Consider the following 15,104-nt stretch of genomic DNA (forward strand, 5'->3'; position numbering starts at 1 on the left):
TCCTGTGGAGGTCTTCGTGGTGCAGATCAGGACGCGATGACGTTATCGGACGGTATGTGAATTGATGGTGCGATTGTGCGGTTTATGTGCGTGGTTCGTCCGTTTGTGCAGGAGTGCGCCCGCGCACGGACATACGGCGGGGCCCCGGCGCGCTGACTGCGCCGGGGCCCCGCCGTACGGAGACGTGCCGCCTAGAACGTACCCAGCTTGATCAGCGACAGGATCGCCACCAGCTGGATCGCCGAGGCGCCCAAGGCCTTCGGCCAGGGGAGGTCGTGGGACTTGGAGACCATCAGGGTCAGAAGGGCGCCGGCCGCGATCCAGGTGATCCAGCCGAGGATCTGGACGAAGGAGGCGTCGCCGCCCGCGAACATGGCGACGACCAGGCGGGGCGCGTCCGTCAGGGCCATGATCAGCATCGAGAGGCCGACCGTGGGCTGCCAGGCGCCGTCACCGCCGATCTGGCGGGCCAGGGTGTGGGTGACCACGCCCAGGATGAAGGTGCTGAGCACCATCGTCACGGCCGTGACGAGGACGATCGGGACGGCGTTCGACAGCGTCGCGTTGATCGCGTCCTCACGGGCGCCGTCGAAGCCGAAGACGGCCAGCAGGCCGTACAGGAACGTCACGATCAGGGCGGGGCCCCACACCGCGTAGTCGCGCATCACCAGGAACGTCTGGTTCGGTCTGGTGACGATGCCCTTGAGGAGGGCCTTCCACGGCAGGCGGGGGCCGAGCGGGGCCGCCGGGGCGTTGCCCGCCCGGTAGACGTCGCCCTGCTGGTACGGGTCCTCGCCGACGGCGAACATCTGCGTGTGACCCGCGTTGTTGGCCGCGTACGGGTCCGCGCCGCCCTGGGGGTGCCCGCCGTCGCCGAAGTACTCCGGCTCGCCGTGGCCCCCGGGGCCCCCGTGGTTCCCGCGTGGCCCGTGGCCGCCGGGCTGCCCGCCGCCGTGTGTCTGCGGCCAGCCGCCCTGACCGCCGCTCCGGCCGCCGCCGTACGGCGGCCCCGGGGGCGTCTGGGGGTAGCCGTACGACGGGCCGCCGGCCTGCGGGGCCTGCTGTCCGTACGGAGGGTTGTGCGGTCGCGCTTGAGGAGCGCCGTTGTCCCGGCCGCGTCCGATCCTGAATCCAGCCACGTCATCGAACGTACCTGGTCCCGGGCGGCCGCGTGCCGGGCCGGGGCCAACCGGCCCGGCTTTGCGGCCGAGCTGTGACATCCCCTAAGGGGTCGTCAGGGGCGCGTCAGGGACGCGGGAGGGACGTGGGAGGGACGCGGGAGGGACGCGGGAACCAGGCGCCCCGCAGGCCGGTCCCGCAGGTCGGCGCCGGTCCGCGTGATCGCTCGCCGGCGCGTCAGTGGCTGCTCAAGAACCTGCCGTACGACAGGGCCGAAGTCGGGGACGGGAGGCCGAGGTTCTTCGGGGTGAGGGCACGGGAGTTCGTCACGGACGTCTTCGGAAAGACCCAGACGCCGCCGGAGTTCGCGTTCTCGCCCGGGGCGCCGACGGCCATGTCGGGGACGCCGTCCTTGTCGTGGTCGCCGGTGGCGACGGCCGCGCCGAAGGCGTCGTTCGTCTCCGCCACGCCGGGGACGTGGGCACGGTTCTGGTGGTACGGGACGGAGGTCGCCTCGCCGAAGGCGTCGACGATGCCGCCCTTGTGGCCCAGCAGCAGCGTGGCCGCGCCGGCCGCCTTGCGGGTGCCGATGGCCTCGCCGGGGGCGCCCGCGATCAGGTCGTCGCGGCCGTCGCGGTTCCAGTCCAGTACGGCGAGGGCGGCGCCGAAGCGGTCGCCGGTCTCGGCGACGCCGTACACGCCGACGGTGTCCTGGTTGAGGGTCTGGGAGCGGTACCCGAAGGAGTTCTTGTCGCCGTACTCGATGTGGATGCCGCCGCCCTTGGCGTACGACTCGGGGCCGCACGGATCGTCGATGTTCTCGTCGGCGATCTCACGGCACTCGCCGAGGGCCAGGTCGTCCAGGCCGTCGCCGTCGAAGTCGCCGACGGCGAGTGCGGAGGCGGCGCCGTTGTCGGAGTTCCAGGTGTTGGCCATGCGCCGCTCGGCCTCGTCCCACGCCCACAGCCGGACGTGCGACTGTGTGGAGGGGGCGTCGACCGTGTGGTAGGCGAGGGCCAGGTCGTCGATGCCGTCCGCGGTGAAGTCGCCGGTGGCGAGGATCGGGGCGCGGCCGCCCATCGGGGTGGTGAGGACGGTGGTGATGACGAGGTCCTCGCCGTCGTCGACGACCGCGCGCATCGCCACCGTGTCCCGGCCGCCGACCACGATGTCCCTCTGGTGGTCACCGGTGAGGTCGGTCGCCGCCACCGACAAGCCGTACTCGGACTTCGCCGACGGGCCGGTCAGGGCCGTGGAACCCGGGCCCGTGCCCTTCTTCGCGCCCCCGACGACGGTGATCGCGCCGGCGTCGGTGCCCCGCCCGTCGATGTCCTCGCCGGGCGCCCCGATGATCAGTTCCGCCCTGCCGTCACCGCTGAGGTCCCGCAGCAGGACGGACGCGCCGAAGCGGTCGCCCTTCTCCGGGGAGCCGGGGACCTCGGGGGTGGCCTGGCTGACCCGGATGCTCCCGTACCCGCCGAGGCCCTTCGCGCCGCCCCAGACGAGGTTCACAAAGCCGGCCTTCGCCTTGCCGTTCACGGTCGCGTCGGGCATGCCGACGGCCAGGTCCGCGTAGCCGTCGCCGTTGAAGTCGCTGGTCGCGGCCGTGGGCGTGGGGGCGGGCTCGGCACGCGGCGCCGCAGTGGCGCCCGTGGCGAGTGCCAGGGCGAGGGCGGTCGTGGTGGCGGTGGTGGTCGCCACGGTGGCGGCGGCCAGGGCGTACGTCCGTCGGTGCGTCCGTCTGTGCACGGGTGGCTCCAGGTGAATGGCCGGATGTCGGGGGTGTGGCTGGTTCACCTGTGTGACACCTGGAGGCCGTGCGGGGTTGTGCGGGCGGGGCCGGAAGAGTCTCGCCCCACGCGGCTAGGACCAGAACTCGCTCTCCTTGTCCAGGTCCTCCTGGCACTCGTCGATGTCGGTCATCTTGTCCCCGACGATGCGGAAGACGAGGCAGCCGTTCTGCTCGATCCGCCTGCCGCCGCGCTCGGCGGTGTAGCGGTGCACGGAGACGGCGTGGCCGCGGCCGTCGACGCAGACATGGCTCAGGGTGACGCTGAAGGTTCCGGCGGTCTCCTCGAAGAGCCGCTGGTACAGGCCGATGATCGAGTCCTGGCCCTTGTAGTCGCCCGACAAGGGGTGGCTGCCGGGGACGTGGTGCGTGCAGTCCGAGGCCATCAGGTCGCGGAGGGTGTCCATGTCGCCGCGGGTGAAGGCGTCGTAGCCCTTGCGGACGAGGCTTGCGTTCGGATGTTCGGCCATGGGGATCGCCGGCTTTCCGCTGCTACGGGGGTTCTACGGGCTTCTACGGGGGGTTTATCGGGATTCTGTGGGAGTTTCCCGCCGTATGGGCCATTATCGCGCGGGCGTAGGCCTTCGCGCGCGGTCCGGTGGCCGCCACCGGGGACGCGGTCCGGTGGCCGCCACCGGGAAACGCGGTGGCGGCCGTCGTCGCTACTGCAGCATCCCCGAGACGATGTCGCCGTTCGCCGACTCCGCGCCCGACGTCGTGATGCCCTTCGACGAGCCCCGGAGCAGGAGCGAGCCGTAGTTCGCGGTGATGTACAGGTCCGCCTTGCCGTCGCCGTCGGTGTCGCGGAGGCGGACCGTGCTGCCGAAGGACTCGTCCTCCAGGCCGCCGGGGACACCGGGGGTGTCGCGGGCGAACCACTGCGAACCCGTGCCGGTGAGGCCGGACCTGGTGCCGCGCAGGACGTGGACGCCGCCCGCGTAGGCCTGGGCGCCGAGCTTCTCGCCCTCCGCTCCGACCGCCAGATCGGCGTAGCCGTCGCCGTCGACGTCGCCGGCGGACACCGACGCGCCGAACCAGTCGCCCCGCTCCGCGGTGCCCGCGACACCGGAGGTGTTCTGGGTGAAGCGGGCGCTCCGGCCCGGTCCGGACGAGGATCCGTACCACACCGACACGCGGCCCTTGCCCCCGTCGTACACCGAGGTGCCGATGGCGATGTCGCCGTAGCCGTCCTTGTCGAAGTCGGCGATGACGCCGTCGCCGCCGCGTTCGGCCTGGCCGCCGTTGCCGTTCACGCGCTCCAGGCGGAGGGTCTTGCCCGGGTAGAGCTTCGCCTTGCCGCCCTTGATGAACCAGGCGTCGGAGGCGATGTACTCCGGGTACACGACGTCGCCGATCACGACCAGGTCGGTCTTGCCGTCCTTGTCGACCTTGCCGGAGACGACGGCGGTGGAGTAGAAGCTGGAGCCGTCCTTGTCCAGGACCGTCACCGAGCCCTTCGCGCCGGACTTGGTGATCGCGCCCCGGTAGACGTACGTCTTGCTGTCTCGGACGAGGGCCAGGTCCTGGTTGCCGTCGCCGTCGAAGTCACCGGTGGCGAAGTCGCGGGCCTCGCCGGAGACGCCCTTCGGGCCCTTGAACGGGAGGGTCGTGCCGCCGGAGAGGCCCTGCTTGCCGCCCCACAGGACGGTGACCGTGCCGTTGTCCTTGTGCGTGCCGACGTTCTCGCCGTTCGCGGCGACCACGAGGTCGCCGTAGCCGTCCTTGTTGAAGTCCGCCGCCGTGCGGACCTCGCCGAAGAAGTCGTTCGACTCGTCGGCGCCGGGGACGCCCGTGCTCGCCTGGTCGACGAACTGGGTCTTCGTGCCGGGGCCGCCGGCCGCCGTGCCGAAGGTGACCAGGACGCCGCCGCCCTTGCTGTCGCCCTCGGGGCCGTACGAGAAGGCCGCGTAGTCGCGGTGACCGTCGCCGTTGAAGTCGTCCGCGTGACGGGCGGGCGCGGCGGAGGCGGAGCCGGCCGAGAGGGCGAGCGGGGTCACGGTGGCCGCCACGAGTGTCGCGGCCAGCGTGGCGCTACGGAATCGCATGCATGTCCTTCGAAGTGGGAGGAGGGGAAGGGCGCGGCTACTGGGCGAGCTGCGCGCCGAAGCTGTACGCGGTCTCCTTGAGCCCGACGTTCGCCGCCGTGATGCTCCTGGCGCCCTTCGTGGTCAGGCCGGAGGCCGTGCCCTTGAGGACGAGGAGCGCGCCCCTGGTGTTCTCGCCGGGCGCCGCGACGACCAGTTCGGCCCTGCCGTTCCGGTCGAGGTCGATCAGGCGGACGGCGCCGCCGAAGCCGTCCTGGGTCTCGGCGGTGCCGGGGACGCCCGAGGTGTCCTGGTGGTAGGCCTTGGCGCCCTTGGTGGTCAGACCGGCGGCCGAGCCGTACAGGACGGTGACGCTGCCGGTGTACCGCTTGCCGTTCACGCCCTCGTACTGCGCGCCGACCGCGAGGTCGGCGTACCTGTCGCCGTTGATGTCGCCGACGGAGAGGGAGCCGCCGAAGAAGTCGGACTCCTCGCCCGTGCCCGGGACGCCGGGGGTGTCCTGGTTGATGACCGTCGGGGTCTGGGTGAGGTCGGGGCCGCCCTTGCCGCCGTACCAGATCTCCACCTGGCCGCCCAGGTGGCCCGCGCCGTCCTGGAGCGCCGGCTCTCCGGGGTCGGCGAGGACGAGGTCGCCGTAGCCGTCGCCGTTGATGTCGCCGACGGTGACGCGGCTGTTGCCCTCGGCCTTCGGCATGTCGACCACGCTGGTCCTGCCGCCCTTGTACGTGTGGTACCTGACCTGGCCGCCGGGGTCGGAGGTCGTCGCGTACGTGTAGACGCGCTCGGCGGCCCTGTCGCCGGTGAGGTCGCCCGCGCCGACGTCGTCCGTGGAGCCGACGGTTCTGACGTAGTTCGCGCTCGCCGCGGCGCCGGTGGTCTTCTTGAACGGGCCGTTGTAGATCCGGGTCTGCCACAGGCCGGTGACGGTGAGGTCGGGTGAGCCGTCACCGTCGAAGTCGGCCGCCGCGAGGCCGTGGCCGTACCCCTGCTCGGCGGCGATGTCGGACGGCTGCGGCAGCGCGGTACCGCCCGACAGTCCCTTCTTGCCGCCCCACAGGATGGTGACCTGGCCCACGTACGTGTCGACGCCGACGCCCTCGCCGGTCGCGCCGACGGCGAGGTCCGCGTAGCCGTCCTTGTCGAAGTCGGCCGAGGCCAGGCTGGCGCCGAAGGAGTCCTGCCGCTCGGCCGTACCGGCGACCCCGCTCGTGTTCTGCGTGATCACGCTCCGGTTCGCGGCCGAGACGCCCGACTTGGAGCCGTAGAGCACGACCACCGCGCCGGCCGACGAGGCGCTGCCGACATCGGTGCCCGGCGCGCCCACCGCGAGGTCGTGGTAGCCGTCGCCGTTGTAGTCGTCCGCGTACCTGGCGGCCGCCGCGCCGGCGGGGGCGGCCACGGCGAGCGGTGTGAGACCGGAGGCGAGCAGGCCCGCGGCCAGGAGGAAGGGGCGAGTGCGCAAGGGGACTCCAGGAGGGAGGAGGGCGCGTGGCGCGCGCCCCACTGCCGGCTTAGGGGTGTGCGAGCAGGAGACCGGCGAAGGGGCGGGATGGTTGCACGGGAGGGCGGCGCGACTCCCGGGAGTGCGGAGCCGTCCTTCGCGAGCGGGCCCGCACCCTTGCCGGATGCGGGCCCGACTCGGCTGTCCCGTACGTCAGTTGGCCGCGTTCGCGCCGAAGAACGGCTGGCCGGAGGTGGAGACGCCGACCGCGGACGGGGCGAGGGAGCGCGACCCGGTGGTGGTGATCTTCGTGCCGTCGGAGGGCAGGCAGAGCACCGAGCCGTTGTAGTCGTTCTCGCCGTACGCGCCGATCGTGAGGTCCGCCCTGCCGTCACCGGTGACGTCGGTGAGCTTGACCTCGCCGCCGAGCTGGTCGTCCTTCTCGTCCGAGCCGGGGACACCGGCCGTGGACTGGGCGAGGTACTGGTAGCCGGAGGTGGTGTTCACGCCGGAGGCCGAGCCGTACAGGACGGTCACCGCACCGGCGTTGACGACACCGCCGAGGTTCTCGCCCGGTGCGCCGACGACCAGGTCGCTCTTGCCGTCGCCGTTGATGTCGCCGAGGGACAGCTCGCTGCCGAAGTAGTCGCCGCGCTCGGAGGAGCCGGGCACGTTGCCGCTGTTCTGCGTCACCGCGACCGTGGTGGCCGGGCCGTCGGCGGAGCCGTAGATGATGTGGACCTTGCCGCCGGTGGACGATCCGGGCACGCTGGGCTCGCTGCCGTCCTTGGACGGGTCCCAGTCCTGACCGGTGACCACGTCGCCGAAGCCGTCGCCGTTGACGTCGCCGATGCCGGTGATGACACCGCGCTTCAGCTCCCGCACACCGCCGTCCGAGCCCAGGCCCTCGGCCGCGCCGGGCACGTACCAGTTGGTGTTGTAGCCATAGTCCCCGTCGGTCTCGAAGCCGTCGACGACCAGGTCGGTGCGCTTGTCACCGTTGGTGTCGCCGGCGGTGAGCATGATCGAGCCCCCGTTGCCGGTGCGGAGGTCCAGCTTGATGCCGTACTGGTCGCCGAACGACCCGGACTTGGTGATGCCGTCGCCGATGACGTACACGAGGTTCGACGAGTTGCCGATCGCCAGGTCCTCGGTGCCGTCGCCGTCGAAGTCCCCGGCGGCCAGCGACTTGCCCCACTGGTCGTGGGACGAGGGCGCCTGGTCCTTGACGGTCGTGGCGCCGGAGAGGCCCGTGGCCGAGCCCCACGCGATGAGGACGGTGCCGCCGTCGGTGTCGCCGGACACGTCCTCGGTCGGCGCGCCCACCGCGAGGTCGTCGAAGCCGTCGCCGTTGAAGTCGCCGTACGCGCTGGACCAGCCGAACCAGTCGCCCGTCTCGGCGTCACCGGGCACGCCGGTGGTGTTCTGGCTGATGGTCGTGCGCTTGGTCGCCGTCACGCCGGTCGCGGACCCGTACAGGGCGACGATCTGTCCGGCGGACTTCTTGCCGCCGACCGTGGCTCCACCCGCCGAGTACGCGACGTCGCCGTAGCCGTCGCCGTTGAAGTCGGCCACGGGGTGGTGGACCGAGTCGGCCGCCGTCGCCGACGCGGCCGAGAAGGTGAGCAGACCGCCGGTCAGCGCGACCGCGGAGGCCGTCGCGAGGGCGAGTCGCAAATGCTTGCGCATGCGGGAATCTCCTGCCGCATGCGGGACGCCTGGCAGACGTCCCGCGTCAAATGGGGTGCCTTCCTGTCCGTGTTCGCCCGGATTTCACCTGGGCTTCACGGGGAAGTTGGCGAACAAGAGACCGGTGAGGTGGCGGGAGGGTTGTACGGGAGTTCGAGAAATTTTTGCGACGGGAGAGAGGGGAGAGACAGGAGAGAGGGGAGGGACTGGAGCGGACGGGAGGGAAGGAGAGGTGCGAGGGACGTGAGAGGTCAGGACCGCGTACGGGTCAGTTGGCGGCGTCGGCGCTGAAGTTCGGGGAGGAGTGCGTCGACACGCCCACGGCGGACGGGCCGAGGGAGCGCGTGCCGGTCGTGGTGATCTTCGTTCCGTCGGAGGGCAGATAGACCACCGAGCCGTTGCCGAAGTTCTCGCCGGCCCTGCCGACCGTCAGGTCCGCCCTGCCGTCGCCGGTGACGTCGGTGAGCTTCACCTCGGATCCGAAGTGGTCGTACCTCTCGTTCGTGCCGGGGACGCCGGCCGTGGACTGGGTGAAGTACTGGAAGCCCGCGTCCGTGTCCAGGCCGGCGGCCGAGCCGTAGAGGACCGTCACCGCGCCGGCGTCGACGACGCCCTTCAAGTCCTCGTCGGACGTGGCGGCCACCAGGTCCTGGAAGCCGTCGCCGTTGATGTCGCCGAGCGAGACTTCGAAGCCGAAGCTGTCCTCGCGCTCGGAGGTGCCGGGTACCTGGCCCGTGTTCTGGGACACCGCGGTGGACGTGGCCGTGACCGGGCCGGCGGCCGAGCCGTAGGTGATGTTGACCTTGCCGCCGGTGACGGAGTCGGGCGCGGAGAGCACGTCGGGGTCGTCGATCGGGTCCCAGTGCTGGCCGGTGACGATGTCGCCGAAGCCGTCGCCGTTGATGTCGCCGACGGCGCTGACGAGGCCGGGCTTCAGCTTCCGGGCCGAGGCGACGGACGGGCCGGTGGCCGTGCCGGGTACGTAGAAGTTGACGTTGTGGCGCCACGCGCCGCCGGCCTCGATGCCGCTGACGATCAGATCGGTCCGCCTGTCGCCGTTGGCGTCGCCCGCGTGGAGGTCGAGCGCGCCTGTGAACTCCTCGGACCTGATGGGCGCCTTGAAGGTGCGGTACGAACCGGGCTTGCCCGACGTGGCGATGCCGTCCCCGAACACATGGACCGTGCTCGACGCGGTGCCGATCGCGAGGTCCTCCGTGCCGTCGCCGTCGAAGTCGCCCGCCGCCAGCGACTTGCCCCAGCCGCCGTGCCGGGAGGGCGCCGGGTCCGCCAGCGTCGTACCGCCGGACAGGCCGCGCGGCGAACCCCAGACGATCGTGACCGTGCCGGTGTCCCGCACGCCTCCGGTGTCCTCCGTGGACGCGGACACCGCGAGGTCGTCGAAGCCGTCGCCGTCGAAGTCGCCGTACGCGCTGTGCCCGCCGAAGGCGTCGCCGATCTCGGCGCTGCCGGGTATGCCGGGCGTGTTCTGGCTGAGCGTGGTGCGGTTCTCACCCGTCACGCCGCTCGGCGAGCCGTACAGGGCGACGATCTGGCCGGCGTAGGTCTTGCCGTCCACCGTGGCGACGGGGGCCGAGTACGCGAGGTCGCCGTACCCGTCGTCGTCGAAGTCGGCCACCGGGTGGTGGACCGGGTCGGCGGCCGTGGCCGTCGTGGCGGAGAAGGTGAGCAGACCGCCGGTCAGCGCGGCCGCGGAGGCCGTGGCGAGGGCGAGTCGCGAATGCTTGCGCATGCGGGGATCTCCTGCGGCATACGGGACGCCCGGCAGCGGGTGTCCACGTCGATGGGGTGCCTGTTCCGCCCGCGTACGCCTGGAGTCGGTCGGCGGTCGGGGAGGACGTCGGCGAAGAGGAGACCGCCGGAGGGGTGGGTGGGTTGTACGTGAACTCGGGGAAAATTCCGGGGAATCGGGTGCGTCGGGGGTGGGGTGTGGGGCGCGTCGGCGGCCCGAACGTTCTTCCGCGCTCGTGCGTCTGCGGTGCGAGGCAACGACAGACGAGCCGTCGAACCGGTGGGAGACATGATGCTGAGCGGTACCCGTGTACGGATCGCCCTGACCGTCCTTGCGATGACGCCCCTGGCCGTCGGGTGCGCGGCACTGGACACCGGGGGCACGAGTTCGTCCTCGTGCGCGTTCGCCGTGGACTACGACAACCGGCAGTACGTCGACGCGGGCAGGGTCGGTTACACCCTCGGCGCCGAGGTGGGCACCGCACGGGACTCCGTCTGTGACGACCAGGGCGGTGGCGAGGAGGATCAGGTGGAGCCGGGGGACCTGGGCGACTACGCGGCCTACGCCATCAAAGGCGTCGACACCGAGGACGCGATCGCGGTCCGCGAGTCCCCGGGGGCCGAGGTGCGCGTCGTGATCCACATGACCGCGGACGAAGGCGTGCGGGAGGCGGCCGAGCGCCTCTTCGGGAAGAAGGAGCGGGGCGGCGAGGGCGCCGGCACCCACGACGGCACCCACGAAGACGGCTCCGACAGCGGTGACAGCGGTGACAGCGGGGTGGCTGCGGGGAAGTGTGTGCTCGTCGTGGAGTACGGGGACGAGAGCTACGTCAGCCGGGGCGACGCGAAGATCGAGCTGGGGGACAAGGCCGGGATCGCCCGTGCGGTGCCGTGTGGGGACATGCCCGGCGAGGCCCACCCCTCGGCCGAACCGGAGGCGTTCCAGGCGTACGAGATCAAGGGGCTGGACCCGGCCGACGCGATTGCCATCCGTTACTCGGCGGACCAGGAGCCGTTCCTCATGGTCCCCCTGTCCGACGACGACCTGGCGCCCGAGGTCGAGGACCTGCTCGCGGCCGAGGAAGGGTGAGCGGTACCAGCCCCCGAGCCGCAGGGTCCCTGAGCCGTGCGTGCCCGTGCGTGCCCGTGTGAGCCGTGTGAGCTGTGCGGGCCGTGCGGGCCGTGGCACGGCGACGCCCCCGGTCCGTGCGGACCGGGGGCGTCGGGGCGACTGCCGTGCGCGGACGGTTACTTCACCGGCTGCGGCTCCGGCTCGCTCTCCGTGTCCGTCGTGCCCGCCGGGGGCTCGTCCTCGTCCGGGACGGGTGTCTTGACGGACTCCAGCAGCAGCTGGGCGACGTCGACGACCGTGATGGACTCCTTGGCCTTGCCGTCGTTCTTCTTGCCGTTGACCGAGTCGGTCAGCATGACGAGGCAGAACGGGCAGGCGGTGGAGACGATGTCGGGGTTGAGGGAGAGGGCTTCGTCGACGCGCTCGTTGTTGATGCGCTTGCCGATCCGCTCCTCCATCCACATCCGTGCGCCGCCGGCGCCGCAGCAGAAGCCGCGTTCCTTGTGGCGGTGCATCTCCTGCTGGCGCAGGCCCGGGACGGCGGACATGATCTCGCGCGGGGGTGTGTAGATCTTGTTGTGGCGGCCCAGGTAGCAGGGGTCGTGGTAGGTGATCAGGCCCTCGACCGGGGTCACCGGGATCAGCTTGCCCTCGTCGATCAGGTGCTGGAGCAGCTGGGTGTGGTGGATGACCTCGTAGTCGCCGCCGAGCTGCGGGTACTCGTTGCCGAGCGTGTTGAGGCAGTGCGGGCAGGTGGCGACGATCTTCTTCGCGGACTTGGGCTTCTTGGTCGACTCGTCCTCGTCGTCCTCGCCGAAGGCCATGTTCAACGCGGCGACGTTCTCCATGCCGAGCTCCTGGAAGAGGGGCTCGTTGCCGAGGCGGCGGGCGGAGTCGCCGGTGCACTTCTCGTCGCCGCCCATGATGGCGAACGTGACGCCCGCCATGTGGAGCAGTTCCGCGAAGGCCTTGGTGGTCTTCTTCGCGCGGTCTTCGAGGGCGCCGGCGCAGCCGACCCAGTACAGGTACTCGACCTCGGTCAGGTCCTCGATGTCCTTGCCGACGACCGGGACCTCGAAGTCGACCTCCTTGAGCCATTCCAGGCGCTGCTTCTTCGCCAGGCCCCAGGGGTTGCCCTTCTTCTCCAGGTTCTTGAGCATCGTGCCCGCCTCGGAGGGGAACGCGCTCTCGATCATCACCTGGTAGCGGCGCATGTCGACGATGTGGTCGACGTGCTCGATGTCGACCGGGCACTGCTCGACGCAGGCGCCGCAGGTGGTGCAGGACCACAGGACGTCCGGGTCGATGACGCCGTTCTCCTCGACGGTCCCGATCAGCGGGCGCTCCGCTTCGGCGAGAGCCGCGGCGGGCACGTCCTTGAGCTGTTCCTCGGACGCCTTCTCCTCGCCCTCCATGCTCTTGCCGCCGCCGGCGAGCAGGTAGGGGGCTTTGGCGTGCGCGTGGTCCCGCAGCGACATGATCAGCAGCTTCGGGGAGAGCGGCTTGCCGGTGTTCCAGGCCGGGCACTGCGACTGGCAGCGGCCGCACTCGGTGCAGGTGGAGAAGTCGAGGATGCCCTTCCAGGAGAACTGCTCGACCTGGGAGACACCGAAGACGTCGTCGTCACCGGGGTCGGTGAAGTCGATCGGCTTGCCGCCGGAGGTCATCGGCTGCAGACCGCCCAGCGCCGTCGCACCATCGGCGTTGCGCTTGAACCAGATGTTCGGGAAGCCGAGGAAGCGGTGCCAGGCGACACCCATGTTGGTGTTCAGCGAGACGGTGATCATCCAGATCAGCGAGGTGCCGATCTTGATCATCGCGACGAGGTACACCAGGTTCTGGAGGGTGCTGGGGTCCAGGTCCTTGAAGGCGAGGACCAGCGGGTACGAGGCGAAGTACCCGGCCTCGTAGTGGTCCACGTGGTGGATGGCGCCTTCGAGGCCGCGCAGGGTGTAGATCGCGAGGCCGATGGTGAGGATGACGTACTCGACGAAGTACGCCTGCCAGGCCTTGGAGCCCGCGAAACGCGACTTGCGGCCGGCCCGGGAGGGCAGGTTGAGCAGTCGGATGGCCATCAGCACGAGGATGCCGAGGATCGTCATCACACCGATGAACTCGATGTACATCTCGAACGGCAGGAAGCCGCCGATCACCGGCAGCGTCCAGTCCGCCTGGAACAGCTGGCCGTACGCCTGGGCGAGGGTCGGCGGCAGCGTCAGGAAGCCGATCGCGACGAACCAGTGAGCGAAGCCGACGATCCCCCACCGGTTCATCCGGGTGTGGCCGAGGAACTCCTTGGCCAGGGTGATCGAGCGCGCCTTCGGGTCGTCCGTACGGCTGCCCGAGGGCACCGGCTGACCGAGCTTCACGAACCGGTAGATCTGCGCCACGGCTCGGGCGATGAGCGCAACGCCGACCACGGTCAGGACCAGCGACACGATGATCGCGGCGAGTTGCATTGGGGGCTCCTCGGGCCTGCGAGGGTTTTCTCCGGGGTGCCTGCCCGGCTCCTCGGAGATCATGGGAGATCATTACTAAGCGGTAACTTATGCAGTCCGTCTGAGACTACCCAGTTCTCCTGCCGCACTGTAGCCAGGGGGGCGGTGATCTGCGTCGCTGAGGGTTGCCTGAGTGCGGGCCTGTCGCGCCGGGGGTGATAAGCGCAGGTGCCGGGGCGGGGGCCGGTTGCGGGTGCCGGCGCGGGCGCGCTGTTTCAAAACGATCGTGTTATTCATGAGAAATTGTGACATTCACGCCTAACTTGGATCCGTGCTGTACGGAATCCTCGCTGCCGCCTCCGCCCTGTTGCTGACCGCCGTGCTCTCGGCGGCCGTCCGTGTGCCCGCGCTGCGGCTGGGGATCGTGGAGCGGCGGCGCGGACGGCGGGTGCCGGTGCTCGGCGGGGTCGCGGTGATGGCCGGGGTGGGGGCCGTGGCCTGGGTGGGGGAGTGGAGCGGGGTCGCTCCCCTGGGGGACGAGGCCGGGTGGCTGATCGTCGCGGGGGCCGGGCTCGGGTTGCTCGGGCTGGTCGGTGACGTGTGGCGCCTTCCGGCGGTGGTCGGGGCGGCGGGGGTCGTCGTCGCCGCCGCGCTGGTGGTGCCGTACCGCGACCTGGGTGTACTGGGCGGGGTGTCGGGGATCGCCTGGATCACTCTCGTGGTGCACGGGTTCAAGGGGATGGCGCGTTCCGACGGGGCGCTCGGGGTGGTCGGGGCGGTCACCGCGTTCGCGCTGAGCGGGTGTGCGGCGGCGGAGGTCATGGACGGTCTGGCGACGCTGTTCAGCGTGGTGGCGGCCGCGCTCACGGGGTTCCTGATGCACAACTGGCCGCCCGCGCGGGTCGTGCTCGGCACGTGCGGGGCGCTCTTCGTGGGCTTCGTGCTGGCGGGGGGTGTGCTGCATGTGTACGCCGTCGGGTACGGGGCGGGGGTCGGGGCGCCCTTCGCCCTCACGGCCGTGGCCACCGCCGACGCCGTCCTCGTCCTCGTGTCGCGGAAGCGGGCGGGGCGGGAGCTGTGGCGGGGCGGGCCCGACCATCTCGCCCACCGGCTGCGGCGGATCGGTCTCACGCCGCCGGGGGTGGTGGTCGTGCTGGGGATCGCCGCGGGGGGCTCCGCCGGGGTGGGGCTCGCCATCCACATGCTGTGGACGGAGCCGGGGGTCGCGTGGTGGGTGGCGGGGGTGGCCGGGGTGGTCGTCCTCGGGATGCTCTTCGTGCCGGTGGGTCCGCCTCGTACCGCCGTGGCCGCCGGACGGGCCGCGCGGTCCGGTGCGCGGTCCGGTGCGCGGTCCGTTACGGCCGGCGCGGGTGCCGCCGCTTCGGCCGCCGCCGCTTCGGCCGCCGCCGGTGCGGCCGCGCGCCGTCCGCGGCCCCCGGGTGCCCCGGTGGTTCCGACGGGCGTCCACCGGGTGTCCGACGCCGCCCCTCGCTCCATTCCGGGGGGCCGCGCTCCCAGCCCCTCCTCCGGGCCGACCCGCCTCGGCCGACAGGGGGCGGGGGGGCGGGGGGGGGCGGGGCGGGGGGGGGCGGGGGAACGGGGGTCGGGGGCCGGGGGAACCCTCCACGCGCCCCCACCAGCAGCCTGTCACCCCCATGCCCCGCCCCTCCTCTCCCCGTAAGCCCAGGTCAGCGCCCGCTTGCGCATAAGGAAAACATAAGAGTTGAGCCCCCTCGACTCAGGTCTGTTGACCCAACGGGAG

10 protein-coding genes are annotated in these 15,104 nt (G+C 71.3%); 2 read left to right on the forward strand and 8 right to left on the reverse strand.

Translation table 11 applies throughout. From position 1 onward, the window contains the following. Positions 1–191: 191 nt before the first annotated feature. The 7 genes from STRBO_RS0101790 to STRBO_RS45325 all read right to left on the reverse strand — a co-directional run bounded on the left by STRBO_RS0101790 (position 192) and on the right by STRBO_RS45325 (position 9,833). On the reverse strand, positions 192–1,220 hold the full coding sequence (locus STRBO_RS0101790; RefSeq protein WP_086016348.1) for a Yip1 family protein: 1,029 nt from the start codon (positions 1,218–1,220) through the stop codon (positions 192–194). Positions 1,221–1,356: 136 nt separating this feature from the next. Next, positions 1,357–2,868, reverse strand: a complete 1,512-nt coding sequence (locus tag STRBO_RS0101795; protein WP_005483597.1) for an FG-GAP-like repeat-containing protein — start codon at positions 2,866–2,868, stop codon at positions 1,357–1,359. Between the two features lie 114 nt (positions 2,869–2,982). Further along, entirely contained in the window at positions 2,983–3,378 is a 396-nt protein-coding gene (locus tag STRBO_RS0101800) for a nuclear transport factor 2 family protein (RefSeq protein WP_005483598.1), read from the reverse strand. A gap of 192 nt (positions 3,379–3,570) precedes the next feature. Further along, on the reverse strand, positions 3,571–4,953 hold the full coding sequence (locus STRBO_RS0101805; protein WP_005483600.1) for an FG-GAP and VCBS repeat-containing protein: 1,383 nt from the start codon (positions 4,951–4,953) through the stop codon (positions 3,571–3,573). A gap of 37 nt (positions 4,954–4,990) precedes the next feature. Continuing rightward, complete coding sequence (locus STRBO_RS0101810) at positions 4,991–6,415, reverse strand: FG-GAP-like repeat-containing protein (protein ID WP_005483602.1); 1,425 nt, start codon at positions 6,413–6,415, stop codon at positions 4,991–4,993. Positions 6,416–6,607: 192 nt separating this feature from the next. Continuing rightward, complete coding sequence (locus tag STRBO_RS0101815) at positions 6,608–8,083, reverse strand: FG-GAP-like repeat-containing protein (RefSeq protein WP_020113683.1); 1,476 nt, start codon at positions 8,081–8,083, stop codon at positions 6,608–6,610. Between the two features lie 268 nt (positions 8,084–8,351). Continuing rightward, the gene (locus STRBO_RS45325) at positions 8,352–9,833 is read right to left on the reverse strand and encodes an FG-GAP and VCBS repeat-containing protein (RefSeq protein ID WP_005483607.1); all 1,482 of its coding nucleotides are present in this window, start codon (positions 9,831–9,833) and stop codon (positions 8,352–8,354) included. A gap of 288 nt (positions 9,834–10,121) precedes the next feature. Between STRBO_RS45325 and STRBO_RS0101825 the strand changes: the two genes are divergently transcribed. After that, positions 10,122–10,922 (forward strand): DUF6281 family protein, encoded by an 801-nt coding sequence (locus STRBO_RS0101825; RefSeq protein WP_005483609.1) that lies wholly within the window; start codon positions 10,122–10,124, stop codon positions 10,920–10,922. A gap of 158 nt (positions 10,923–11,080) precedes the next feature. Here the strand turns inward: STRBO_RS0101825 and STRBO_RS0101830 are convergent, their stop codons facing one another. Next, complete coding sequence (locus STRBO_RS0101830; RefSeq protein WP_005483611.1) at positions 11,081–13,363, reverse strand: (Fe-S)-binding protein; 2,283 nt, start codon at positions 13,361–13,363, stop codon at positions 11,081–11,083. Positions 13,364–13,673: 310 nt separating this feature from the next. Between STRBO_RS0101830 and STRBO_RS0101835 the strand changes: the two genes are divergently transcribed. Then, positions 13,674–15,023, forward strand: coding sequence for an MraY family glycosyltransferase (locus tag STRBO_RS0101835; protein WP_020113684.1), 1,350 nt, complete (start codon positions 13,674–13,676; stop codon positions 15,021–15,023). The last annotated feature ends 81 nt before the right edge of the window (positions 15,024–15,104 follow it).

The sequence above is a fragment of the Streptomyces bottropensis ATCC 25435 genome (assembly GCF_000383595.1).
GTDB lineage: Bacteria > Actinomycetota > Actinomycetes > Streptomycetales > Streptomycetaceae > Streptomyces > Streptomyces bottropensis.